At 66.6% G+C, this 24,934-nt stretch carries 23 protein-coding genes; 14 read left to right on the forward strand and 9 right to left on the reverse strand.

Going from position 1 to position 24,934, the window contains the following annotated elements; genetic code table 11:
• Nucleotides 1-373 precede the first annotated feature (373 nt).
• Nucleotides 374-1,222 carry a response regulator gene (locus VGM20_01210; GenBank protein ID HEY4099476.1) on the forward strand — a complete coding sequence of 283 codons (849 nt, stop codon included), beginning with the start codon at nt 374-376 and terminating at the stop codon, nt 1,220-1,222.
• Nucleotides 1,223-1,300: 78 nt separating this feature from the next.
• On the opposite strand, the gene VGM20_01215 is transcribed toward VGM20_01210, so the two are convergent.
• Nucleotides 1,301-3,670 (reverse strand): polysaccharide biosynthesis tyrosine autokinase, encoded by a 2,370-nt coding sequence (locus tag VGM20_01215; GenBank protein HEY4099477.1) that lies wholly within the window; start codon nt 3,668-3,670, stop codon nt 1,301-1,303.
• Nucleotides 3,671-4,018: 348 nt separating this feature from the next.
• On the opposite strand from VGM20_01215, the gene VGM20_01220 reads away from it, so the two are divergent.
• From VGM20_01220 to VGM20_01255, 8 genes are all read left to right on the forward strand, one after another.
• Nucleotides 4,019-5,521 carry a sigma-54 dependent transcriptional regulator gene (locus tag VGM20_01220; protein ID HEY4099478.1) on the forward strand — a complete coding sequence of 501 codons (1,503 nt, stop codon included), beginning with the start codon at nt 4,019-4,021 and terminating at the stop codon, nt 5,519-5,521.
• Between the two features lies 1 nt (nt 5,522).
• A complete protein-coding gene (locus VGM20_01225) occupies nt 5,523-6,575 on the forward strand; it encodes a HAMP domain-containing sensor histidine kinase (GenBank protein ID HEY4099479.1) in 1,053 nt (350 codons plus the stop codon).
• A 189-nt stretch (nt 6,576-6,764) separates the two neighbouring features.
• Nucleotides 6,765-8,429: an NYN domain-containing protein gene (locus tag VGM20_01230; GenBank protein ID HEY4099480.1), complete on the forward strand. Its 1,665-nt coding sequence runs from the start codon at nt 6,765-6,767 to the stop codon at nt 8,427-8,429.
• A gap of 11 nt (nt 8,430-8,440) precedes the next feature.
• A complete protein-coding gene (locus tag VGM20_01235) occupies nt 8,441-8,968 on the forward strand; it encodes a DNA-3-methyladenine glycosylase (protein HEY4099481.1) in 528 nt (175 codons plus the stop codon).
• Between the two features lie 4 nt (nt 8,969-8,972).
• Entirely contained in the window at nt 8,973-10,373 is a 1,401-nt protein-coding gene (locus tag VGM20_01240; protein HEY4099482.1) for a hypothetical protein, read from the forward strand.
• Entirely contained in the window at nt 10,370-11,056 is a 687-nt protein-coding gene (locus VGM20_01245; protein HEY4099483.1) for a polysaccharide deacetylase family protein, read from the forward strand. Before VGM20_01240 ends, VGM20_01245 begins: the two co-directional genes overlap by 4 nt.
• The gene (locus tag VGM20_01250; GenBank protein HEY4099484.1) at nt 11,046-12,263 is read left to right on the forward strand and encodes a glycosyltransferase; all 1,218 of its coding nucleotides are present in this window, start codon (nt 11,046-11,048) and stop codon (nt 12,261-12,263) included. Before VGM20_01245 ends, VGM20_01250 begins: the two co-directional genes overlap by 11 nt.
• A 2-nt stretch (nt 12,264-12,265) precedes the next feature.
• Entirely contained in the window at nt 12,266-13,174 is a 909-nt protein-coding gene (locus VGM20_01255) for an NAD-dependent epimerase/dehydratase family protein (GenBank protein ID HEY4099485.1), read from the forward strand.
• Nucleotides 13,175-13,238: 64 nt separating this feature from the next.
• Here the strand turns inward: VGM20_01255 and VGM20_01260 are convergent, their stop codons facing one another.
• The 5 genes from VGM20_01260 to VGM20_01280 all read right to left on the reverse strand — a co-directional run bounded on the left by VGM20_01260 (nt 13,239) and on the right by VGM20_01280 (nt 19,040).
• Nucleotides 13,239-13,880 carry a hypothetical protein gene (locus tag VGM20_01260; GenBank protein HEY4099486.1) on the reverse strand — a complete coding sequence of 214 codons (642 nt, stop codon included), beginning with the start codon at nt 13,878-13,880 and terminating at the stop codon, nt 13,239-13,241.
• A 58-nt stretch (nt 13,881-13,938) separates the two neighbouring features.
• A complete protein-coding gene (locus VGM20_01265; protein ID HEY4099487.1) occupies nt 13,939-15,147 on the reverse strand; it encodes an aminotransferase class I/II-fold pyridoxal phosphate-dependent enzyme in 1,209 nt (402 codons plus the stop codon).
• On the reverse strand, nt 15,144-16,397 hold the full coding sequence (tdh, locus tag VGM20_01270) for an L-threonine 3-dehydrogenase (GenBank protein ID HEY4099488.1): 1,254 nt from the start codon (nt 16,395-16,397) through the stop codon (nt 15,144-15,146). Before tdh ends, VGM20_01265 begins: the two co-directional genes overlap by 4 nt.
• A gap of 603 nt (nt 16,398-17,000) precedes the next feature.
• On the reverse strand, nt 17,001-17,855 hold the full coding sequence (locus tag VGM20_01275; GenBank protein ID HEY4099489.1) for a hypothetical protein: 855 nt from the start codon (nt 17,853-17,855) through the stop codon (nt 17,001-17,003).
• Between the two features lie 30 nt (nt 17,856-17,885).
• On the reverse strand, nt 17,886-19,040 hold the full coding sequence (locus VGM20_01280) for a class I SAM-dependent rRNA methyltransferase (protein HEY4099490.1): 1,155 nt from the start codon (nt 19,038-19,040) through the stop codon (nt 17,886-17,888).
• Between the two features lie 24 nt (nt 19,041-19,064).
• On the opposite strand from VGM20_01280, the gene VGM20_01285 reads away from it, so the two are divergent.
• Nucleotides 19,065-19,694 carry a thiamine phosphate synthase gene (locus VGM20_01285; protein HEY4099491.1) on the forward strand — a complete coding sequence of 210 codons (630 nt, stop codon included), beginning with the start codon at nt 19,065-19,067 and terminating at the stop codon, nt 19,692-19,694.
• Here VGM20_01285 and mltG read toward each other — a convergent pair.
• From mltG to rho, 3 genes are read right to left on the reverse strand one after another with little or no spacing between them, the layout of a single operon-like run.
• A complete protein-coding gene (gene mltG, locus VGM20_01290; GenBank protein ID HEY4099492.1) occupies nt 19,691-20,668 on the reverse strand; it encodes an endolytic transglycosylase MltG in 978 nt (325 codons plus the stop codon). The two genes, VGM20_01285 and mltG, sit on opposite strands and share 4 nt — an antisense overlap.
• Nucleotides 20,665-21,090, reverse strand: coding sequence for a Holliday junction resolvase RuvX (ruvX, locus tag VGM20_01295; GenBank protein ID HEY4099493.1), 426 nt, complete (start codon nt 21,088-21,090; stop codon nt 20,665-20,667). The genes mltG and ruvX overlap by 4 nt, the downstream gene beginning before the upstream one ends.
• A 7-nt stretch (nt 21,091-21,097) precedes the next feature.
• A complete protein-coding gene (gene rho / locus VGM20_01300) occupies nt 21,098-22,345 on the reverse strand; it encodes a transcription termination factor Rho (GenBank protein ID HEY4099494.1) in 1,248 nt (415 codons plus the stop codon).
• A gap of 197 nt (nt 22,346-22,542) precedes the next feature.
• Between rho and VGM20_01305 the strand changes: the two genes are divergently transcribed.
• The 4 genes from VGM20_01305 to pgl are packed head-to-tail and all read left to right on the forward strand — an operon-like array spanning nt 22,543 to nt 24,932.
• Nucleotides 22,543-23,676: a site-2 protease family protein gene (locus tag VGM20_01305; GenBank protein ID HEY4099495.1), complete on the forward strand. Its 1,134-nt coding sequence runs from the start codon at nt 22,543-22,545 to the stop codon at nt 23,674-23,676.
• 11 nt (nt 23,677-23,687) lie between these two features.
• Nucleotides 23,688-23,915, forward strand: coding sequence for a histidine kinase dimerization/phospho-acceptor domain-containing protein (locus tag VGM20_01310; protein HEY4099496.1), 228 nt, complete (start codon nt 23,688-23,690; stop codon nt 23,913-23,915).
• A 48-nt stretch (nt 23,916-23,963) separates the two neighbouring features.
• Nucleotides 23,964-24,179 carry a hypothetical protein gene (locus VGM20_01315; GenBank protein ID HEY4099497.1) on the forward strand — a complete coding sequence of 72 codons (216 nt, stop codon included), beginning with the start codon at nt 23,964-23,966 and terminating at the stop codon, nt 24,177-24,179.
• A 51-nt stretch (nt 24,180-24,230) separates the two neighbouring features.
• Nucleotides 24,231-24,932, forward strand: a complete 702-nt coding sequence (pgl, locus tag VGM20_01320; GenBank protein ID HEY4099498.1) for a 6-phosphogluconolactonase — start codon at nt 24,231-24,233, stop codon at nt 24,930-24,932.
• Nucleotides 24,933-24,934: the final 2 nt, after the last annotated feature.

The raw sequence follows: 24,934 nt of genomic DNA on the forward strand, positions 1-24,934 counted from the left end.
GGGCCGCGAACAACTTAGGCAAGATCGCGGCCACGCATGGTCACCATGGTGCGACGAAGTTGTTGCAATACATCTACGGATCGCCGTGAATTTGCAACACTGTGGGGCGAGCAGTCGGCAACACCCCTCGTTGGTTCCATGCTGGCTCGGCAGAAACATTGCACGGGGATCACCTTCCGGGCTGGTGCTGGGTGCGGCCTACAGTTGCGGTGCTGTTGTATAAATTTAGTGGCCACAACGGGTTACACACTTCATTCGGCTCGCCGATCTTTTCCCTTGGCTCGGTCTGGAGCGTGGCGCCTTGTCACAGAACTGTCGCGCGGGCGCATCGGATTTGACCCGCCTATCGTCATTCGAAGCTGTAGAGAGTCCCTTGTCGACTGCGGACACCCTGACCGAGCGAGCCACTCCGGTTATTCTGATCGCCAACGATCAGGAATGGACCGCTCGCGCAGTCGAGAGCATCCTGGCCGCAAGCGGGTACAAGGTCACCCACGCGTATACCGCCCGGGAGACCCTCCGGCTCGCTGTCGAAACCGACCCCGATCTCGTCATCCTCGATCAGCAGTTGCCTGATTTCTCCGGGCTCGAGGTCTGCCAGCAACTGCGGGCCAATCCGCAATTCGGGTCCTCGCTTCCGATCATCATCACGACCGCCGGTCCGTCGGGTCGGCCGCAGCGGCTGAACGCCTACGCGGCGGGCGCGTGGGAGTTCTACGGCCAACCGCTCGACTCCGAAGCGTTGCTGCACAAGCTCGGCGTCTACCTCGCGGCCTATCGTGACACGCGGCGTCTCCGTCGCTGCGCGATGATCGAAGAGGGGAGCGGATTGTACACTCGCTGGGGACTGGCGCGGCGCGCCACCGAATTGATCGGCGATGCCAAGCGACTTGGCCGCGCCGTCGGATGTGTCGGCTGGTCGATCCTCAGCGGCGAAGGGACTCCCCGTATCACCGAGGCCGTAGCGGCATTCCGCGGCAACGCGCGGTCGGCTGATGCACTCGGTCGCCTCGCGTCCGGTGACTTCATTGCGGTCGTACCAGGCGCGACGACCGACGGGGCCGAACGGATGGCCGACCGCTTTCGCGATCTGCTGGCACACGCCGCCGAGATTGCGGTCGAACGGGTTCGCTCGACGGTCGTCGTCGTCGACGATCCGTCGTTGCTCCCGCCGGATGGTGATCAACTCGTCGACCGGATGGCGCACGCCCTCGCCGGCTGACCGCTCATTGCCCGGTAAAGACACAGGCCCGATCTCGAACGAGACCGGGCCTGTGCGTTTTTCGCCGCTGCGTTCCACTCAGGGAATCGGCGTGGCCCCGCTCGTCGCCGGGAGCGACGGCCGCTCCGTCGGTTCGTCGGTGGCGCCATAGCCGTAGCTGTACGAGTAGTACTTGTAGTCGTTCATCGTCGACCGGACGTCGTTCAGCACCGCACCGATGAGACGAATCGGCAGCTGGTCGACGATCTGCAGTTTCGCCTCGGCGAGGTCGCGTTCGGTTGCCCCCGCACGAAGCACCAGGACCAGATTGCCGGTCAGCGTACCGAGCACGAACGGATCGATACCGGCGCCGAGCGGCGGCGTATCGACGACGATCACTTCGAATTGTTCCCGCATCGCCGCCAGCAGTTCACGCATCCGGTTCGTGCCGAGCAGTTCCGGCGCGTTGCGCTTGCGCGAGCCCCCCGTGATCAGCTGCAACTTCGGATGCGACGTCGGGCGAAGCAGGTCGCGCATCGGCAATTCGCCGGCGAGATAGTCGAGGAGTCCCGGCCGCCGCTCGGCACCAAAGGTCCGGTGCAGTTCGCCGCGGCGCGAGTCACCGTCGATCAGCAGCGTGCGATAGCCTGACTCGGCGAACGACAACGCGAGATTCGAGGACACCAGCGATTTGCCGTCGCCCGGTGATGGACTCGAGATCGTCAGCATCACCGAACCCTCGCCCAGCGCGTGCGCCAGGTTGAGGCGTACGGTGCGGAACGATTCGATGACCTGCGCTGCTTCCTCGGCCGACGGTTGTTCGCCCTTGGCGCGGCGAATCTCCGGAATCACACCGAGAATGGTCAATCCGAGACCGCTGGTGATCTGGTCGGCGTAGCGGACCCGCTTGTCGGTCATGTCGAGCAGGAGTGCCAACCCAAGGCCGGCGCCGAGGCCGACAATGGCCCCGAGGATGATCATCAGCGACGCGCGATTTTTCTGCGGCTGGAACGGCGCGTCCGCGGCATCGAGCACCGCGACGTCCGGCACCGCGGTCGCTTCACGTGCGCGCGCAGCGTACACCTGCTTGGTGAGGTCGGCAACGACACTCTCGTCGACCGATTTCCGTCGCTGCAACTCGGATTCCTCGATCGACCGCTGCGGAATGTCGTGCAACTCGCCCTTCTGGATGCCAATTTCGGAATCGCCACGGGCGATCATCGAGTCGAGCAGCGTCAGGTCGGCACGGGTATACGTCGGAATCGTGACGGTGCGCAGCCGGTGAATATCCTGCACGTCGCGCGGCATGTTGATCTTGCCGTCGGGTGTGACCATCGAATCGGTGTAGCGGCCCTTGTTCTGGCGGTACCGGAGTTCGTCAGCCATCAATTCGTTGACGTAGCTCATGAGCTCCGGCGAGAGCTTGGTCACGGGATTGAGGGCGTACGCGTCGGCGACCGCGGTGTCACCTCGCTGCAGTCGCGTCAGCGCGGAGGCGAGATCGCGTCGCTCCTTGCGCAGCGTCTCGACTTCATTGCGCTTGTTGAGGAATTCCGCGTAGGCGCCGGGGGTTGTCGATTGCAAGCCGGGTGCAACCGCCAGGTCCTGCCGGGGCAGCGTGATCGTCTGGATCTGGAAGCGCTGCAGCGTGGCGTCGTCCGCATCGAGCTTGCCCTGCGCTTCGACCAGCTGGGAATCGAGGGCGCGAGCGGCAATGGTGAAATCGTGGCGCTTGGTCAGCGCCGCACCCTGGACGAACTGCGCCATGATGTCGTTGAGCGTCCCGGCGGTCGGCTCGGACTCCTGCCCCGTGAAGACCAGCGTGATGAAGCGCGGATTCCGGGGCGGTACGACCGTGACGGTGAGATTGGAAATCACCTTGTCGGCGGCTTCGTGCGTGGTGACGGCGGTGAAGTCGAAGGTCTGCCCGTACCAGCGGCGTTCGATCAGCGGCAGCCACTGGAAGCCGAAGGCACGCCCGGCGCTGTCGCCGGCGACGCCCTGCTCCTTCTGCGACGTGACGATGTCACTCAGTTCCCAGCGCTTGCCGTCCTCGGAAACCTTGAACCGGTAGTTGCCGGGGCGGTAGTTGGCGCCGATATCGAAGCCGTTGAACAGCCCGGCGTTCGGACCGCTCGGTCCCTGCGGCAGCGGTGGGCCGCCGACGCGCTTGGGGCCGGTGATATATAGCCGGCGGGCTTTCACGACCGGCTCGATGACCGCGTAGCTCTGGATGTATTCCCGCCACTGGTCCGACTGGAAGGTCGGGCTTTCGCTCGGCGCGATCTGCAGCTTGGCACGCACCACGAAACTCGGCGGCCGAAGCCGGCTGACAAGGTATCCGCCGCCGAGGCCAACGAGCGTCAAGAGAAGGACCAGCCACTTCACCCGCCTCACCGCACCGAGATAACGGAGCAGCGGACTGGTCCGCGGACCGCCGCTGGCACCGGTGAGCGGCGACCCGGGCACCAGCCCAGGTGAACCGATCGGGGCGGGAAGGGATCCGGAATGTGAAGCAAGGTTCGTCATAGGCTCTGCACTTGGAGTAATCCAGACGGAACCGGGTTCCGGCCCCGCCGTGGTGTAGTACGCAAACATGATACCGCAGACCGCAGCCACAAGGCTACAGCTGTCGTAGTAGTGTTGTTGGCTACTTGCAACGTATCGTAGTTGTTGCGCAACACGGATGCGCTATTGAGGCAACGATATAGCTTAGATGGCGGTTGGTTCGATGGACCGGCACCACAGGTGCGGCACGTTTTTCGCCTTGGGTGACTGCTGGACCAATCCCACGCCTGACGTTGAGGAGTTGCGACGATGACCGCTGTATCCGGGGCCGGAACCGATGTTGGCTCCAGCGAGCCGCTGGGGGGACGGGATATTCTTTCCCTTCCGGCGGACGTCAAGGCTTCGATCCGGGTGCTGATCGTCGACGACGAGCGGACCCTGCGCGAAAGCTGCGCGTCGGTCCTTCGCGGCGAAGGGTATAACGTCACACTGGCTGGGCGGGGCGAAGAGGCGCTCGATCTGGTACGGCGGCGGCAGTTCGACCTGGTGCTGGTGGACTTGTTCATGTCACAGGTTCCGGGACTGGAGCTGCTCAACGCCACGCTCGAAGCGAACCGCGACTGCCTCGTGGTGGTGATGACCGGAAATCCGAGCGTTCCGTCGAGTATCGAAGCGTTGCGCATGGGGGCGTGGGACTATCTCCCCAAGCCGTTCTCCGCGACGCATCTGCAGATTCTGATCGGGCGGGCGTCGCACGCCGTGATGAAGGGGCGCGAAGCCGCCGACCTGCGGTTGCAGGTGATGCGCCAGCACTCGCATTCCGACACACATGCGCTGATCGGTATTTCTCCCGCGTTTCGCAAGGCGGTGGAGCTGGCGCGCAAGGTCGCGCCGACCGACGCCTCGGTGTTCATCAGCGGCGAGAGCGGGACCGGCAAGGAAGTCATCGCCCAGTTCATCCATCAGCATTCCCGCCGGGTGAAGAAGGCAATGGTGCCGATCAATTGCGCGGCATTGCCGGAGCCGCTGCTCGAGTCGGAGATGTTCGGCCACCGCAAGGGTGCCTTCACCGGGGCCGACCGCGACAAGCCCGGCCTGCTCGAGACCGCCAACGGCGGGACGCTCTTCCTCGACGAACTCACCGAGATGTCGCTGCCGCTGCAGGCGAAGCTGCTGCGTGTGGTGCAGGATGGCGTGGTTCGCCGGGTCGGCGCCGAAACGGGCGACTCGGTCGACGTGCGATTCGTCTCCGCGACCAACCGAGATCCGCAGGAAGCGGTGGATCGTGGCGTCCTGCGCAGCGATCTCTTCTATCGGCTGCGGGTCGTGCCGATCACGCTGCCGCCGTTGCGCACGCGAGTCGAGGACATCGCCATGCTCGCGAATCACTTTCTCGGCGTCTTCTGGCATCGTCATCGCCAGATGCCCGACCGCGCGCCGCGGCTGAGCGAGTCGACGATCGAGTACCTGCGTTCGCGGGCGTGGCGCGGCAACGTGCGCGAACTGCAGAACGTGATCGAACATGTGGCGGTCCTCGTGGAACCGGAGCAGGTGATCGAGCCGGGTGACATTCCGATCTACGACGACGCCGAGGTCGTCCCGGAACGCACGGCGGCGCCGCAACTCGATGGTCCGTTCCACGACGTGAAGGACCGCGTGATCGCGCAATTCGAGCGCGACTACCTCACCCGGCTGGTGGCCCGGGCCGCGGGCAACATGTCGAAAGCGGCACGGCAGGCCAACATCGACCGCACCACGCTGTACCGGTTGATGGAGAAGCACGGGCTGCAGCGCGACGACCGCGGGGAGTAACGTGGCGCTCTCGGCCGCGGCGCGTCAGCGCCTCGATGAAGCGGCCGGGGCATTGGTCGACAGCTGGCGCGCCTTCTCCGAGGACGCGCTTTCGCAGGCGGAAGTCGCCGCCAGCGTGGCCGATGTCGTGGCCCGTGTGGCCGACGCCTGCAACGGCGGTGTCCCGACCGACGATCATGCCGTGTCTGCGCTCACCCGGCGGGTGGTGACGCTGCTGCGCCGGCAGCTGCTGCTGCAGAGTGACGGTGACGGCCAGGACGTCTTGAGACTGTTGCACGGTCTCGAGCAGGTGGCCAGCGGCCTGGAGCCGAGGTGGTCGGAGCGATTCCAGGATCGGATGACCGGACCGAGCGGTCTCGACCTCATCGTCGAAGTCGCCCACGATCTTCGCTCACCACTCACGTCGATCCTCTTTCTCGCCGAAACGATGCTGCACGGCCGGAGCGGTCCGCTGACCCCGCTCCAGGAGCGCCAGCTCGGGCTGGTGTATTCCGCGGCGTTCGGGCTCAACGCTGTGGCGAGTGACGTGATCGAGCTGGTCCGCGGCGGAGACCGTCTGGTGGGGCGGGAGGCGCAGCCGTTCTCGATCGCCGAGGTCATCGAGGCGGTGCGGGACATCGTCCTTCCGATCGCCGAAGAGAAGGGTCTCGAACTGCGGTTCGAAGCGCCATCGAGTGACCTTCGCCGCGGGCATCCGGGCGCCATCAATCGGGTTCTGCTCAATCTCACCACCAACGCCCTCAAGTTCACCGCCGAAGGGTTCGTCGAGGTGCGAATCGTCGAGATCGGCGGCGACATCATCGAATGCTCGGTGCGCGACACCGGGCGCGGCATTCCGGTGGCCGCGATGCCGACGCTGTACGAGCCGTTCCGGAGGCGCCAGCAGGCGGGTGACTACGCGTTCTCGGGATCGGGGCTCGGGCTGTCGATCTGCCGCAAGCTCGTCGAGGCGATGGGAGCAGAACTTTCGGTCAAGACGGTCCAGGGGGAAGGGACCTGCTTCGCGTTCCGGCTGGAGCTGCCGATTGCCGATCAGGGAGCACTGATCAGCTGATGGGACGGTGCCGCCCGCGGCCGTCCGGGCGACGGCCGATTACATTTGGTTCACGCGGACGCAGGCGCCACTGGGGCGCCGTGCCGCTTTACGTGCTGTCTCGATCATCGATTGTCGCCGCCGCCGCGCCTTGTGGCGCAGTGCGCGGCTGACGCCGAGACCGGGGACGGCCCAGACAATGGTATCGTCGTGACTTCGCACTCTGCCCATCGGGCCGGGCGGCAGCAGGCCGCTGCGCCGGCTCACCATGTTCCCTCGATCGCTCCCATTCATCATGCGCCGAACGCGGCGCTCCTCATCGACTTCGACAACGTCACCCTCGGCATCCGGTCTGATCTCGCCAAGGAGCTCCGGACGCTCCTCAACAGCGACATCATCAAGGGGAAGGTGGCGGTGCAGCGGGCCTACGCCGACTGGCGGCGGTACCCGCAGCACATCGTCTCGCTCTCGGAATCGTCGATCGACCTGATCTTTGCGCCGGCGTTCGGGACCGCCAAGAAGAACGCGACGGACATCCGTCTCGCCGTCGACGCCATCGAACTGGTGTTCACGCGGCCGGAAATCGGCACCTTCATGCTGCTCTCGGGCGACAGCGATTTTTCCTCGCTAGTGCTCAAACTCAAGGAATACGGGAAGTACGTCATCGGTGTCGGGATCCGCGAGTCGGCCAGCGACATCCTGATCCAGAATTGCGACGAGTATTACTCATACAGCGATCTCGCCGGCCTCAGCAAGGAAGCAGACAGCGCCGGCCCGCCGCGCGACCCGTGGGAGCTGGTCACGGAGGCGGTGCAGCAGATGGTGCGCAACGGCGATGTGATGCGCGCCGACCGGCTCAAGCAGGTGATGCAGCAGATCGATCCCGCGTTCGACGAGGGCGCCGCGGGGTACAGCCGCTTCAGCAAGTTCGTCACCGAAGCCGGCACGCGCGGGTTGATCAAGGTGATCAAGCAGGAGAACGGCCAGCTCGATATCGCACCGGTCACATCGGCTCCTGCGCGCGGCGGCAGTGGTCGCGGGGCGGCGCCTGCTGCGACGGCGGCCGAGCCCGCCGAGGGTGCCGCGCGCGGTGGACGTCATCGTCGCGGTGGTCGAGGGCGGTCGCGAGGCGGCGCGGCCGAGGAAACTCCGGCTCCGCGCGCCGCGGTCGCCGCCGCTCCCGCAACCTCCGGACTCACGCTCGCCGAAGCGTTCCACCTCCTGTCACGTTCGCTCGGCGAACTTCCGGCACCGGTCCAGCACGAAGCGCTGCGCGCGCGGATGGCGGTACTCCATGGCAAGGAAGATCCGCTCCTCGACGCCGACCGGTTCGGCAAGCTGCTGCGCCAGGCGAACGACGCCGAGGTGGCCGACGTGCGCATGGTCGCCGAGAATCAGTACGAGGTCTCGCCGCACAAGGCCGACCTCGCGCTCCAGATGTCACGGCAGCCCGAGGCGCCGGCGGTGGAAGGAGCGGCCGCCACGGCGCGCCCGACTGCCGCGTTGCGCTTTCGCGGCGGTTCGTCGCGATCGACGACGCGTCCACCCGAACTGCAGATGGTCGGTGTCATCGATCTCAAGCCGGCGCTCGCCAACACCGTCGAATTGCCGATCCCGACGGTGACGCCGAGCACGAGTGAACCGGATGCAGCGGAGGAAGCGGAGGGAGAAGTGCCTGGTCGTCGCGGGAATCGGCGAGGGAAGCGGGGCGGGAAGCGGCATCGCGCCGGCGAAGCGGCGGTTGAAGCAGCCGCAGCGCCGAGCAATGCGCCGGTCGTCGCGCCTGAACCGGCAACCACCGGTGGCGCTGCTCCGCGCGCATCGAAAGGGGCGAAGCGATCGCCACGCCGGACTTCGAAACCGCTCGCCGGCTGAGTCCGCGCGCGGTGATCGTGGCGCGCGATCTCCTCGGACGAACGCTCGCCTCCGATCTCGGGGGCGAACGTGTTTCCGGGATCATCGTTGAGACCGAAGCGTACCTCGGCGTGCACGACGCGGCGTCGCACGCCTGGCGATATCGGCGTCGGCGCGCGACCCACGGTGTCTTCGCGCCGGCCGATACGTGGTATGTCTACCAGTCGTACGGCATTCACTGGTGCCTCAACATCACGGCGCCGACCGGCGAAGATGGAGCAGCCGTGCTGATCCGCGCGCTGGTTCCCCGGAGCGGTCTGGAGGCGATTCGTTCGCGCCGCGGCGCTGTCGCGGACCGTCACCTCGCCAATGGTCCGGGGAAGGTCGGCCAGCTGCTTGCCCTCACCGGAGCGGAGAACGGTATGCGCCACACGCGTCGAAGCGCGCTGCGATTGACGTCGACGCCCAGCATCGCGGGGCCGATCGACGTCACGCCGCGCATCGGGATCAGCCAGGCGGTGGACTGGCCGCTCCGGTTCCTGCTGCGGGTCGATCGATGACCGCATGGCGGATCGCATGACGCGCGACCGGTCGCGGCAGCGGCTGGTGATCGTCGGCGCCGGGCTGTGCGGTTCGGTGCTCGCGATGCGGCTGCGAAGCGCCTTCGAGGTAACCGTCGTGGAGCAATCCGCGAGGCGACATCCACTCCTCGATGATATCGACTGTCCGACCGGTGGTGTGACGACCACCATCAATCGTGCGGCCGGGCTCGGTGGAACCACAAATTACTGGCACAACGCGCTGATCGAACTTGATCACGACGATCTTCGCGGGTGCGGACTCGACCCGACCGACATGGCGCCGTGGTACCGGCGGGCGTGGTCGTTCTTCCTCTCCGACGCGCAGATCGCGGAGACTGCGGCCATCGGCGACCGCAACGCCGCGGCGACCCCTGTGACGGCGCGCGCGGCGCACATGGTGGTGCCGCAGGGGCGAGTCAACGCATGGACGTTCGCGCAGAAGGCCTTTGCGGGTCCCGACGCGACGATCCGATACGGACGGGTGGAGCGGATCGAAGGAGCCGATGGAACCGCTCCCGCGCGGGTCATCGTCCGCGGCGACGACGGCGTCTCGGTCCTGGAGGCCGATCAGGTCATCGTTGCGGCGGGCGGCCTGGCAACGCCGGTGATTCTCGCCGCGTCGATCTCCCGGTTCGGGACGTGCCTCGGCGGCTATCACGATCACCCGATGGCGTATGTCGGAAAGGTGCAGCTGCGCCCGGACAGCATGCTCAAGCAGATCTCGTGTGTCGACAGCGGACCGCTGAGCATCCGCACCGGGTTCGTCTACCAGGCGAAGGGGCTCAAGGCGGTGTTCTACCTCCGGCCCGCGCTATCGCTCGACCTGCGATCGATCACCGGTGAAGCGCGGTACGTGCTCTCGGATCTGCGCAACGATCCGTTTTCGCCGCGCAAGATCATGCAACTGCTCGGAAACATCGAGGCGATTCGCGAGGCACTCCTGTTCAAGACGCGCGCCGGTTTTCGCGGCGACTACTATTCGATCCTGATGCTCGGCGAACAGCTGCCGATCGCCGATCGCGGCGTGCTGCTGCCCGCGTCTGGGCGTCCCCAACTCAACTGGCAGGTGCGGGACGATGAGGACGCCTCGTATCAGGAATGCCTGCGGCAATTCCTCGCCGGCATGTCGCATGACATCGTCGCCCAGCGCCTCGTCGAACCGTCGCGGTGGGACTATCGCACTGCTGCGCACCATTCCGGTACGGCGCGAGGCTTCCTCGATCCGGCGGCGCGAGGGCTCGATTTCTTCGCCGTGCCGGAAATTCCCGGCGTCTTCGTCTGCGACGGCTCGGTGCTGCGAAGCGGTGGCGTGGCCAACAGTGGCCTCACGCTGGTCGCGCTGTCGCTCCGCCTCGCCGACCGGCTGATCGCGGAGCGCGCGTGAGTACCACCGCAAATCGCGCGGTGGTGCACGAAGGGGATCGACCGAATCCGTTTCGTCAGGCGGCCAGAGCAGTCCTCCTGCGCGTGGTCCCGCGTTCAATGCTCATCGCCAGTCTCCCACGGGGATCGGGGTCGGTTGCGCTCACCTTCGACGATGGCCCGCACCCGGTCTGGACGCCGAAGATTCTCGATGCCCTCGGCGCCGCGGGAGCCCGCGCGACCTTCTTCCTGATCGGCGCGCACGCAGCAGCGCATCCCGATGTGGTGCGCCGCATCGCGGCGGAGGGGCACGCTGTCGGACACCACTCGTGGACGCATTCGGAACCGGCTGCGACGTCGGCGAAGATGCTCCTGCAGGAAACGGCACAGACGCGGCGGCTTCTCGAAGACCTGACGGGCGCGCCGGTACCGCTCTTCCGGCCTCCGCACGGCAAGCTCACGACGACAAAACTGATCGGCGTCTGGCGCCAGCGAAACGCGATCGTGCTCTGGAACGAGGATCCGAAGGATTTCCGGATGGCGGCGGCCGACGAATTGGTTGGCTGGGCACGGACCCGGACGTGGCGACCCGGTGAGATCATCCTCCTGCACGACGTGCACGAGCACACCGCGGCGGCGATACCGGCGATCCTTGCGGCAACGCCGATCCGATTCGTTGCACTGGGAACACCGCATGCCGGCTGATCGGAGATTCGACCACGGTGCGCCGATCACCTATCTCTACTTCGGCACCGACTGGGAGGCGGAGAACCGCACCTCGGCGCATCACGTTGCGCGCTGGCTCGGCGGGCGTTCGCAACTCCGCTACTTCGAGTGCCCGGGGTTGCGCGCGCCAAAGACGACCGGCCGCGACATGCGGCGCATGGTTGCCAAGATCGTCGGGGCGTTCAAACCGGCGCGCACGCCTGCACCGCAGGTCGAGGTCCGGACCCTCCTGCAACTCCCCTTTCGTCGAGTGCCCGGAGTTCACGCCTTCAACCGCTGGTGGCTGCGGCGCTCGGTGCGGCGCGTCGCCGCCGACGCCAGGCGGCGGGGCGGGGCGGTGGTGTCGTGGTTCGCGGTGCCGCATGTCGGCGCGCTGGCGGGAGAGGTCGGCGAGGATCTCATCGTCCAGTATTGCGTCGACGATTACTCCGCGCTGCCCGATATGGATGCGTCGGACGTCGCCGCAATGGACGCTGCGCTGAGCAAACGCGCCGACCTCGTGTTCGTGACGTCGGCGACATTGGTCGAGCGCAAGCAGCAGGTCTCCCGGCACGTTGCGGTCGCTCCCCATGGGGTCGACGTGGCACACTTCCGGCGCGCGACAGACGAGCAGGCGACAGTTCCTGGCGATATCCGGGAGCTGCGGGGGCCGGTGATCGGATTCTTCGGCTTGATCGAGGCGTGGATCGATCTCGATCTCGTGGCAGAGCTCGCCACGAGGCATCCCGACTGGCAGTTCGTCCTGATCGGCCGAGTCGCCGTTCCGGAAAGCACGCTTCCGACGCAGCCCAATCTGCACTTTCTGGGGCGCCGGCCCTACGAATCACTGCCGTCATACGGACGCCGGTTTGACGTGTCGATCATTCCGTACCGGATGACGACACAGGTTCATCACGCCAATCCGATCAAGCTGCGCGAGTATCTCGCCATGGAGAAGCCGATCGTCGCCGTTTCGACGCCGGAACTCGACAAGTTCGCCGACGTGGTGACGATTGCCCGCACGGTGGACGAATGGGACGCGGCGCTCGTTGCCGCGCTCGCGCCAGGGGACCGCAGCGCCGAGCGCGCCGCGAGGCGTGCCGCTGCCGATGCGATGACCTGGGATGCCCGGCTGCTTCGTGTCGAGTCGATCGTGACCGACGCCCTCGCGGGGCGGCCATTTGCGCCACCACCGGTCTCGCGCTGACGATGCGATGCGTTGCGGTGACCGGTGCGGCCGGCAGAATCGGTGCCCCGCTGGTGCGGCAGCTGGTCGCCGCCGGCGTGCAGGTGCGGGCGCTCTCCCGCCGCCGTCGTGAATCGCCGCCGGGAGTCGAATGGATCACCGGTGACCTGCTCGAACCACGGACACTCGCGGCGCTCGTCGACGGTGCGGACGTCGTGGTCCACGCCGGCGGTCAACTTGACGGTGCGCCCGAGGAGGTCGAGCGATCGCTGGTCGAGGGGACGCGCGCCGTGCTCGATGCGGCCCGCGCAATCCGGATGGTCCACGTCAGTTCACTGGTTGTCCTCCAGACGGCGCGGCGAGCTGAGAACATCGACGAGGAGTCGGCGCTCGAGCCGATGCCGGAACGGCGGGGGATCTACACCCGCGCCAAGAGTGCGGCCGAGGCGCTGGTGCGATCGCGGGGTGCCACGCAGGACGTCGTCGTGGTGCGCCCCGGGATCGTGGTCGATGACACGGTGACCGTGCCGACATCGGTCGCTCTCGCCGTCGGGCCGATCGATCTGTTCGTCGGTCCACGCAACGGGACGATGCCGCTGGTGCATTCGGAGGATGTCGCCAGTGGATTGATCGTCGTCGCCGGCCGGTCGCCTCGCGGCGACGTCGTGCACCTGGTCGATCCGCTGCCCGTGACCCGGGACGCATTGCATGCCCGGCTCAAGGCACGGAGCAGGCGGGGAACGCCGGTCCCGGTGGGAGGAATGATCGTCGGATTGGCGAGAATGATGAGTGCGATGCCGTTTCCGACGGTCGGCAACGCCGCGTATCGACTCGCCTCCGCGGGATCGGACCATCGCTGGCCGGTGCGGCGGGCGGACGATCTGGGCTGGCGGCCGTCGCATCTCGCGAACTGGCTGGGCACTTCCCGATAACAACCGCGTCCCGGACCTTGCGGGCCGGGACGCGTGTGCAGCGATGCGTGTTACCTCACGTCGGCTAGTTGCCGCCGAGTCCGTTGATCCCTTCGCGCGCGCTGCCGAGGCCGATGCGGAGCCCGCCGAGGAGCGACTGGCCCGCTCCCTTGAGGAGCTTGTCGTCGCTCGGCGCGGTATTGGCTTCATACTGTCCGAAGACAGTGAAACGCTTCCACCGTCCCTGCACACCCGCCACAAAGCTGAGGAATGCGCTTGCGCTGGCATCCTCTGCCGCGCTCAGCGTGGCCGCATCCTGTACCGGCCCCTGCGAGAGTGACGGGTCAAGGCGCGGGCCGACCACCTGCATGATGCCGAGGCCGGCGCCGAAATACGGTTCGACCGGTCCGGCGATCGGGAACGCCATCGCGGCGGCCTGATAGCGCCGGATATCGTTGAAGAGGACCTGCTGCGTCGCGTGCTCGTTGGTGCCGATCCCTTCATCGACGCTGAGCAGCAACCCGCCGCGGTGTGCCATGATCAGGACCTGCCCGCCGACCGACGGCACCACCTTCGTATTCTGGAAGCGGGTCTGGTACGCCATGATGCCGGCGTTGAGGCCGAGCTTCCAGGTATACGAGTCGTCCCGCTGTGCGAGAGCGGCAGCGGGAAGGGCCGTGGCGAGCACGATGGCGGCGATCGCGACACGGGGTCGGAGGAACGTCATCGAAGGATCTCCTGAAGAGTGCGTTGAGGCTGTCCGCCGCAAGGAACAGACCGTGGGTTCAAATCAGACCAAGTTGGCTGCCGACCCGGGAAAATGCGGCGAGAGCCTCGTCGAGGTCTTCCCGGGTGTGGCCTGCCGAGATCTGGCAGCGGACTCGTGCCTCCCCCTGGGGTACCACCGGATAGCCGAATCCGGTGACGAAAACCCCTTGCTCGAGCAGGAGTTGGCTCATCCGGATCGCAGCGGCGGTTTCGCCGAGGATGACAGGCACAATAGGAGTATCGCCCGGTAGTGGTCGAAACCCGAGTTTCAGGAGACCCTGACGGAAATAGGCGGTATTGGACCGCAAGGTGGCGACCCGTTCGGGCTCGGCCTCCAGGACCTCGATCGCCGCAAGGGCGGAGGCTGCCACGGTGGCCGGGAGCGCGTTGGTAAAGAGCTGCGGGCGGGCGCGTTGCATGACGTAATCGCAGAGTGCCGATGACCCTGCGAGGAACCCGCCGGCAGCTCCGCCAAGGGCCTTTCCCAACGTCGACGTGATGATGTCGACCTCGCCCAGCAGGCCAAAATGTTCGGCCGTCCCGCGACCGGTCGTTCCCAGGACACCGGTGGCATGCGAGTCGTCGAGCCAGACGAGCGCACCGTGCTTGCGACAGACGGCGAGGAGCGCCGGCAGGTCGACGACCGACCCCTCCATCGAGAAGATGCCGTCGCTCACCACCAGCTTGACCTCCCTGTCGCTGGCCGCGGCGAGCTTGCCATCGAGCTCGTCGTAGTTCCGGTGCCTGAAGACCCCGGTCTCGCACTTGGTGATCGACTTGGCGAGCCGCATCGCGTCGATGATCGATGCGTGATTCAGCTGATCCGAAAGGATGATGTCGCGATCGGTGAGGATGGTGGCGGGAAGCGCTTCGTTGGCGTTCCAGCAGCTGACGAAGGAGATCGAGGCTGCCGTTCCGACCAGCCTGGCGCACGCGGCTTCGAGGTCGCGGTGAATCGCGAAGGTGCCGCAAATGAAGCGAACCGATGCGGTTCCCGCGCCGTACTGATCGATCGCACCCTTGCCCGCCGCCATGACCACCGCATTGTCGCTCAGCCCCAGGTAGTTGTTGGAGGAGAGAATGATGACATCGCCATGGCCTTCCATCCTGACGCGCGGCGCCTGCGGCGATTCCAGATAGAGGAATTCCTTGTAGACACCATCGCGACGGAATTGATCGAGCGCCGCGCTGACCCGGCGATCGAGTGCATTGCTCCCCTGGGTCATCCGGCCACCTCGAGAATCACCTTGCCTGCGGAACCATCCTTGATCACCCCGATCGCATCGGCGATCCGCTCGAGCGGAAAGCGGTGCGTCACGACCGGGCGCGGATCGAACTGCCCCGACTGGAGCAGACGCATCATGTGGATCCAGGTCGAATACATCTTGCGGCCGGTCACACCGTACAGGACCAGCCCCTTGAAGATCACGTCGCGCGCGAAGTCGACTTCCGTCGTCCGGCTCGGCGTGCCGAGCAGGTTGACGCGGCCACCGGGACGTGCCGCGGCAAATGCCGTGGAATGTCCCGACGGGTGACCGCTCATCTCGCAGACCAGGTCGACGCCAAGACCGCTGGTGAGGTCGCGAGCGCGCGCCACCACGTCGTGCTCCCTGGGATCGAGCGTGTGATGCGCCCCCATTTTTTCGGCCAGGGTCCGGCGCGTCGGATTGAGGTCGGAGGCGATGACCAGCGAGGCTCCGGCGGCGCGGAGCACGCCGACGGCGAAGCAGCCGATCGGGCCGCAGCCGATCACGAGCGCGGTGCTTCCCGCGACGTCGCCCCCTTCGAGCGCGGTATGGACTGCGTTGCCGATCGGGTCCATGATCGCGCCGATGTCGGTGGGGATGCCGTCGAGGTGCATCACGTTCGACGCCGGCATCGCGATGTAGTCCGCGAACGCGCCGTCGCGGTCGACGCCGATGATCGAGGTCCTGACACAGAGATGACCATTGCCGGTGCGACATGGGACGCAATGGCCGCAGATCACGTGGCCTTCTGCGGTGACCCGGTCGCCGACGGCGAAGATCCCCTCGGCCAGAGCGGCGGGGCCGAGGTCGGCAACCTCACCGGCGAACTCGTGACCGATTACCACCGGCGGCTTCAGCCGTCCCGCAGCCCACGCGTCCCATTCCCAGATGTGCAGGTCGGTGCCGCAGACACCGGCGTGATGCACCTTGATCAGCACATCGTGCGCACCAATCGTCGGCACGGGACGATCGACGAGTTCCATGCCGACGCCTGGAGCGGACTTCAGCAGTGCGCGCATCGTATCCTTGGCGAGTGAGTGAACGGCGAGGAATATGAATCGGCGTCCCGGAAGAATGAAGTGAACGACACTCTCCCGCACATCCGGTGACCGGTGCAGTACCGGGATCCCGGTGGTATGAAAATCGGTTTCGCGCCCCGAATCCGGACAGTCGCGGTCGGCGCGCGACCGGTCGGTGATCGCGCGCCGACCGATCGGTTTTCGAGGCATGTTGCACGCGAGCGGCGCCGACGCGTGCAGCGTGGTGTGGTTGCGGCGCGCCGTCGGCGCGTCATGATGCGTCCGGTGATGATCCTGCGGAAAGCCGCACGGACACTGGCGTTGATGGCGACAGCGTCACGACACCTCGTGCCGCACTGCATGCGTGTGTGTCGCGCGAGACGATGACACGCGCGCGCGCAACCGGCATCGAACCGGCACCGGAGAGTGCGGTGCGCGCGCGTCGAGCGGGATGCATCGTGCCGGCCGGGAGTCGCTCTTGCACGCGGGGGGTATTGCGCGTTACGGGAAAATTTCGATCTTGTATATGCCGACGCTACTCCGCACTCGGTGCTGGAGACGTCGCCGCGAGCATCGCGCGTACGACGATGCCTCGCGCAACCTATTCTCAGGGAGGCTCCATGGCAGCTCGTAAGAAGGCCGCAAAGCGCGGCGCGAAGAAGGCCGCGAAGCGCGGCAAGAAGGCCGCAAAGCGCGGTCGCAAGAAGGCCGCGAAGCGCGGCAAGTAGTTCGCGACCCTCGCGAGCACTTCGCGAGCGCACAACAGAAGGGCCGGCATCTGCCGGCCCTTCGCGCGTTCATGGCATCCGGTTGCTACGCGCGCGCCGCGCGCTCCGCTTCGGCGACCGCGGCCGGCTTCATGAAGAGTGCGCCGCGCGCCGCCGCGCCGCGGACACGCCGCCCCGCCGTCGGCACCGCTTCACGCTGCCACGCGGCATAGTGTCCCGCCAGCCCTTCCGAACCGGTGCCGGCGGCGTCGGGGACCAGGGCGTGCAGCCCGCCTGGCGCGGTCATCCGCTGGAGTTCGGCGAGCAGGATCCGTCGTTCGCCGGGCGACATCGACGCCAGCGTTCCCGCATCGACGATCACGAGCACGAAGTCGTCGCTCACGCACGGGAGCCACTTTCCGAACTGAACGCAGACCGCTTCGAACGACGACGACAGCGACTCGAGTGCAATCCGGTGTTCCGCCCGTTCGACGACACCGACGTCACGGTCGAGGAAGGTGACCACGCCGTCGTGGGCCGCGAGGAGGTACGCGCTCGACTCCGCCCCGCTGCCGACCACCAGCACCGGATCATCGGGTTCGAGACGTGGCGCCAGGGTCGCCGCGAGATGAGTGGCGTCGAGTCCCCAGTGGGTCGGGTCTCGCTGTGCGGCGCGACGCTTGGGATACGATTTGCGCCAGCTGTCGAAGGAGCGGATGCCGAGGCGCTTCTTGATGAACTCGTCGACTGCGGTCTGCGCGAGGACTTCGGTCAGCAGGAACTGCTCCTCGCCGCGCAGGTCGACCATCGCCTCATCGGCTTGGCGAAGGAGCTCTTCCCGCGAGATGGTGTTCTTGTAGTGCTCGATTCGATCCATGATGTACAGATCGTATTGCTGGCGCAGCGACCGGATCGGCCGGCGTTTGCGGGCTGGTGCGAGGACGTCCTGCGCCGAGAGCATCACGCAAAGTCGTGAATTGTCACGCCGCCGTCAATTGGCGCGGAGGAGGACGCCCTTGAGATATCCCGTCTCGGGAATCGTCACGACCTCCGGATGGTCGCGGCTCTGGCCCAGGATTCGTTCGAGCACGAAGCGCTGGCCGCTCTCCGCTGCCGCGCGGGCAATCATCTCGTGGAACCGCGGCCTCGACAGATGGAACGAGCAACTGGCGCTGAGCAGATAGCCGCCGGGTGCCACCAGCCGCATCGCACGTCGGTTGATCTCGTGGTAGCCGCGCAGCGCGGCCTCGAGATGACCACGGTTCTTGGCGAACGCCGGCGGATCGACCACCACCAGGTCGAAACGGCGACCGGCGCGAGCCCAGGTCGGGAGGAGGTCGAAGGCATCCCCCACGACCCAGTCGATCGAATCGACGTGATTGAGGCGGGCATTCTCCCGGCCCCGCTCGATCGCGTCGGCGCTGACGTCGAGTGCCGTGACCGACCGGGCCCGCTGCGCCAGGTGCAGCGCGAACGAACCATGGTACGCGAAGCAATCGAGGGCGGTCCCACCGTTGGGGACGGTGGTCGCTGCAAGTATCCGGTTTTCCCGCTGATCGAGAAACGCGCCGGTCTTCTGGCCAGTCCACGGCGCGGCAAGCCAGCGGACGTTGCCCTCGCGAATCTCCACGCGTTCGGGCACCGTCCCCGCCGCGACTTCCACTTCTTCGGACAACCCCTCCAGGCGGCGAACCGGTGTGTCGTGGCGCAACAGGATGCCGTCAGGTTCGAACACTGCGCCGAGTGCCTCGATGATCACATCGCGCACCGTTTCGAGCGCGGCCGAGAGGAGCTGCACCACCAGCCACCGGTCGTAGCGATCGACCACCAGCGCCGGGAGTCCGTCGCCTTCGGCGTGAACCGCTCGCCACGCATTGGCGTCGATTCCGGCGCGGGCGTCGCGGCATCTGGTGAACCGCTCACGCCACCACGCGCCGTCGATTGGCGCATCGCTGCGATCGAGGAGGCGCAGGCGGATCTCCGATCGGGGCGAGCAGAGCGCCTGGCCGAGGAACGTCCCACGTGCGTCGCGGACGGCGACAATGCCCGCGCCGTCGGGCGACGAGACCACGTCGCTGCGATAGATCCACGGATGTCCGCGGACCCATCGATCGGCCCCTCGCGACGAAACGGTGGCCCAGGGCACGCCGGTCAGTCCATCTTCCGTGTCATGCGCGACAATCTAGTGGCCGCTCTTCGCCTGATGCTGGTGACCGATGACCGGTTGCTGGCCGGACGCGATCCGGTCGTCGTGTGCGCGGCTGCCGTGACCGGCGGCGTAACGATGGTGCAGCTGCGCCTCAAGCTCGCCGCCGACCGGGAAATCGTCGCCGTCGGACGGCGCCTTCTCTCGGCTCTCACCGTCCCGCTGATCGTCAACGACCGCGTAGACCTGGCCCTCGCCATCGGCGCGGCCGGCGTCCATCTCGGCCCCGATGATCTCGCACCTGCGCTCGCTCGCCGGGTCGTTCCCCGCGGCTTCATCATCGGCGCGTCGGTCGGCGTGGACGGAGAAGCCGCTCGCGCCGCCGCCGCCGACTACTGGGGGATCGGCCCGCTGCGATCAACCGAGACGAAGGCCGACGCCGGCGCCGCGATCGGTTTCGCCGGCGCCAGCAAGATCCGCGAGGCGGCGGGGACGCGGCCGTCGGTGTTGATCGGGAATGTTCAGCCGAATGATGTCGCGGCTGCGTTGGATGCAGGATTCGCCGGTGTCGCGGTCGGCAGCGGGATCCTCGCCCACCCGGAGGTGACGGAAGGTGCGCGGCGCTACGCGGTCGAACTCGACCGGCGGCGTTAGTGGGGTGCGGCCGGCGCCAGGTAGCGCTTCACGTTGCGGAGATGGTCCTGGTAGCTGGTTGCGAAATGGCTCCGGCCCTGTCCATCTGCGACGAAATACAGGTACGGGACCTTGGGAGCATCGAGCACCGCCTCGATCGCGCCGCGTGACGGATTGTCGATCGGGCCCGGCGGCAGGCCGGGGTGCAGGTAGGTATTCCACGGCGAGTCGAACTGGTAGTCCGCTTCGCTCAGCCGACCCTTCCGCTGCCCGGTCTTGATCAGGTATCCGTACTCGATGGCGGGATCGGCCTGCAACGGCATCCCGAGCTTGAGGCGATTGCGATACACTGCCGCGATCAGCGCGCGATCGGAATCGCCGGCTGCCTCCGCCTCGACCAGGCTTGCGAGCGTGACAAGCTCGCGCCGGTCCATCCCCTCTCCACGGGCTCGCGCATCCCAGCCCGAATCCCAGCTGGCGCGCCGCGCGGCGGCAAAGCGGGTGATCACGGTTCGGGCACTGTCGAACTGGCCGAATTCGAATGTCTCGGGAAGGAGCCACCCTTCGGCGCTCGGGCCGTCGATGCCGAGCTGACGCAGCAGCGCCGAATCGCGCGCGGCGGCGAGGACGCTGTCGGTGGGGAGGTTGAGCGTGGTCGCGGCGGCGCGGGCGAGATCGAAGAGGGTGCCCCCTTTGGGGAGCGTGATCCGGAAGTGCATCGCGTCACCGCCGGCGAGTGCGTGCATCACCATCGTGAACGGCGCGTGGCGCGGCAGTTCATACACGCCCGCCTTGAGCGACCGATCCACGTGTGCCCACCGCGCCCGGATCCTGAACAGGGTTGCCGACCAGATCACGCCGTGCGCCTTGAGTGAATCGGCGGCGGCCCGCAGCGAGGAGCCTGGCGGGATCGGCACCCGCTCGGCCGTCTTCGATCCGCCGCAGGCGGCGAGCGCCGCGGCGAAGGTCGTCACGGCGACGCGACGCGATCTCACCTGCGTCCGTTCAGCCAGTGCTGCAGCATCGTCGCCGCGGCCGACGCGTCGACGCCGAGCGACGCCCCGGTGCCGGTCTCGCGCAATGTGCGCAGCGTGTCGGCCGTGGTGAAGCTTTCGTCGATCCACTCAACGGGAAGTGGCCGGCGCGCGCTCACGGAGCCCCCCATGTCGCGCGCGGCGATCGCCGCGGGGCCTTCGAGGCCGTTGTCATCGAGCGGCAACCCGACGACGAGCCCGACCGGTGATTCGCGATCGATGACGTCGAGGAGGTCGCGGAGCGGCAGGCGGCGCCCGGTCCGCCGGCGCACCGTCACGAGCGGCGTGGCGACCAGCTGCGTTTCGTCGCTGATCGCGACGCCGATGCGCGAGGTTCCCCAGTCGAGCGCCATGACGCGACCCGACGGCGGAATCACCGCCATCGGCCGATCACTGCGCCATCGTGGCGAAGAATTCCTTGTTGGACTTGGTGCGCTTCATCCGCTCCAGCAGGAATTCCATGGCTTCGACCACCGGCATGTCGGCCAGGAAGTTGCGGAGCAGGTAGACGCGGTTGAGCTCGTCCTTGTCGAGGAGCAGCTCTTCCTTGCGTGTGCCGGACTTGTTGATGTCGATCGCCGGGAAGACGCGGCGGTCGGCGAGCCGGCGGTCGAGGACCAGTTCCATGTTGCCGGTTCCCTTGAACTCCTCGAAGATCACTTCGTCCATCCGGGAGCCGGTGTCGATCAGCGCCGTGGCGACGATCGTCAGCGATCCGCCTCCCTCGATGTTGCGCGCCGCACCGAAGAAACGCTTCGGCTTCTGCAGGGCGTTGGCATCGACACCGCCGGAGAGGATCTTGCCCGAATGCGGCACGACGACGTTGTGCGCGCGGGCGAGCCGGGTGATCGAGTCGAGGAGGATGATCACGTCGCGCCCATGCTCCACCAGGCGCCGGGCCTTTTCGATCACCATGTCGGCGACCTGGACGTGGCGATCGGCAGGTTCGTCGAACGTCGACGCGATCACTTCCGCGGCGACGTTCTCCTGCATGTCGGTGACTTCTTCCGGGCGCTCGTCGATCAGCAGGACGATGAGGTAGCACTCCGGATGATTCTCGGTGATGGCGTTGGCGAGCTTCTGGAGGAGGATCGTCTTGCCGGCCTTCGGCTGCGCCACGATCAGGCCACGCTGTCCCTTGCCGATCGGTGACATGAGGTCGACGACGCGCATCGACAGGTCGTTGTTCTTCCGCTCCAGCCGGATGCGCTGATCGGGGTACCGCGGCTTGAGGTTATCGAATGCGATCCGCGACTTGGTCTTGTCGGGTTCTTCATAGTTGACGCTCTCCACCTTGAGGAGGGCGAGGTACCGTTCCCCCTCCTTCGGCGGCCGCACTTGCCCCATGATGGTGTCGCCGGTGCGCAGATCGAACCGCTTGATCTGGCTCGGGGAGACGTAAATGTCGTCCGGACCGTAGAGGTAATTCCAATCCTGCGAGCGAAGGAATCCATATCCTTCGGGGAGGATTTCGAGGACGCCCTCGCCGCGGATGACCGTGTCCTTGTCGAGCAGCGATTGCTCGATGCGGAAGATCAGGTCCTGCTTGCGGAGGCCGGAATAGTTGGTGATGTTGAGTTCCGCGGCGAGCGCATGCAATTCGGCCACGGACTTCTGCTTCAATTCAGCGATATCCACGGAGCACTCCGGATGGCGATGGCTGCCGCATTCGGTGCGACACGAAAGGCCGGGATGACTGGTCGTCTGGAATCAATGTGTCTGGCGTATGAGACTCGCGCGGAGCGCGTGGTTGGTGCGAAGGGATCGGGACCTGACGCGGGGTTACTGGAAGCGCCAGACAATACGGTAATCGCACGTCGGCGTCAAGTGATGGTGTGACCACGCCTGCAACGTATTACGCCACATGGCGCGAAATATCGCTGGCCGGGGATCGCGAGGTCATCGACGGGATCGTTGCCGACCGATACCTCGGCCCCTCCGCCGAACTTGCCGCGTTCCTCGACCGGTGGCCCGGCACCTGGTACTGGGGCGATGATGCGCGGACCCGCCTCGTCCTGATCCGGGGATCGGCCCCGGCCCGACCGGAGCGCTGGCTCTGGCACGGCGCGCTTCTTCTCCTGTTCATCGTCTGCACCCTGGGCGCGGGCGAGGTCGTCTCCGGCGCGATCCGACCCCCGGCCTATTCCGGAATCAGCGGTGCCCTGGCCGGCGCAGTCGATTTCGGACGCTTCGTGATTTCGGGAGGATGGCGGGTCCTGCTGCACGGCTGGGAGTTCGGGGTGCCGCTCCTCGGCATCCTGCTGGTGCACGAGCTGGGGCACTATTTCGCCGCCAAGCGATACAGCATCGACGTCTCGCCACCGTACTTCATCCCGGTTCCCCCGAACCTGTCGCCGATCGGCGGCCTCGGCGCCTTCATTCGCCTGCGAAGCCCGGTCTACGACCGGCGGCAGCTGCTCGATGTGGGCGCCGCGGGGCCGCTCGCGGGGTTCGTGATCGCGCTGGGCGTCCTGGTCTGGGGATTCACCATCTCCCACCGGTTCGACGTCGGAGCGACCGGCTCCCCGTCATTCATTCTCTTTGCGGGGAAGCCGATCCTGCTGGGTGACTCGATCCTCGTGCGCGGGCTCCGGAATTGGCTCGTACCCGGCACTGGATCGGTCCTCCTCTCGGCACCGGCATTTGCGGGATGGGTAGGGATGTTCATCACCGGTCTCAACCTGCTGCCGCTCTCCCAGCTCGACGGGGGACACGTATTGTATGGTGTGGCAGGGAAGGCGCAGCGCCCGGTCGCGATCGTCGTGGCGGCGGCACTGGTGGTGCTTGGTACCCGCGCACCGATGTGGTATCTCTGGGCCGGACTTACCTTCGTGATTGGCGGCGGGCGGTGGAGTCACCCGGACGTGGTCATCCCGTCGCGCCCGGTGACGCGGTACGGTCGGTGGATCGCGCTGGCATCGCTTGCGGTGCTGATCCTGACCTTTGTCCCGGTGCCGTTCCGGAACTGAAAGGACTGCGGATGACTGACCTGGACGACATCGGCAACCTTCGCCACTCGCTGGCGAATCCCCTGTCATCGATCCTTGGAGAAGCCCAGCTCATTCTTGGCAGCGGCGTAACGCTCGACGAGGAAACCCGGCAGGGTGTCCAGGCGATCGAACAGCTGGCTTTGCGCATGAAGACGATCCTGCAGGACAGCCGCAGTCGCGGTGGGTCGGACGACGCGCGCCGAGAGGAAATCCGCTGACCCGGCGCCGAGCCGTGCACGAACCTTCCCGCTGACCGTCTCCGGTTGTTGCGCGACCCGCACCTGGTCGCACGCCTGTTCGCCGACCGGAAGATGGAAGGTTACATGTCCGTACATCACCGCACTCCTGTACTGGTTTCCCGTGGTCACGTTCATACCACCGGGGCCCGCGATCTCCGCCGCAAGCTGGTGACGATGTCGGTCACCGCGATCTGTGCCGTCGCGCTGCTATTCGAAATGGTCGAAATCATCCGCCTGCATTAGCACGTGCCAACTCCCGGGTCGCTGGTATCGCGATCCGGCTATTCTTACCCCATGACCACGATCGTGGTGGCGCCCGCGAACCAGTTTGCTGCAGTAGCGGCGCAACGCATCGGCGAGCTTGTCACGACGTCGATTGCGACCTCCGGGAATTGCCGGTTGGCACTCTCCGGGGGGTCGACACCCGGACCGGTGCTCGCCAAGGTGGCGACTGCCGAGATCGAGTGGGGGAAGGTTTCGGTCTACTTCGCGGACGAACGGGCGGTCCCGCCTGATGCCGGCGACAGCAACTACGGGATGATCCGCCGGGTCTTCCTCGACCTGGTCCCGATCCCGGCGACATCGATCCACCGCATGGAAGCCGAGCGCACGGATCTTGACGCGGCGGCGCGCGACTACGATCGGCTCCTTCCCCTCGCGCTCGATCTGCTGCTCCTCGGTGTCGGCCCAGACGGTCACACGGCGTCTCTCTTTCCGGAATCGCCCGCGCTGCACGAATCCACGCGCCGGGTCATTGCGGCAGCACCGCCGCGGCCACCGATCGCGCCACAGGTGGCTCGGCTCACGATCACCCCCCCGGTGATCGCCGCTGCCCGTACCGTCGCGGTACTGGTTGCGGGGAGCGACAAGGCTGCGGTAGTTGCCGCAGTCCTTGGCAAGACAGATGGCGGGCGGTTCCCCGCGGCGCTGGCACGGGACGGTCTGTGGATTCTCGACCGCGACGCCGCGGCACACTTGCAACCAGAGGATACCTGAAC

Source organism: Gemmatimonadales bacterium, assembly GCA_036500345.1.
Taxonomy (GTDB): Bacteria; Gemmatimonadota; Gemmatimonadetes; order Gemmatimonadales; family GWC2-71-9; genus Palsa-1233.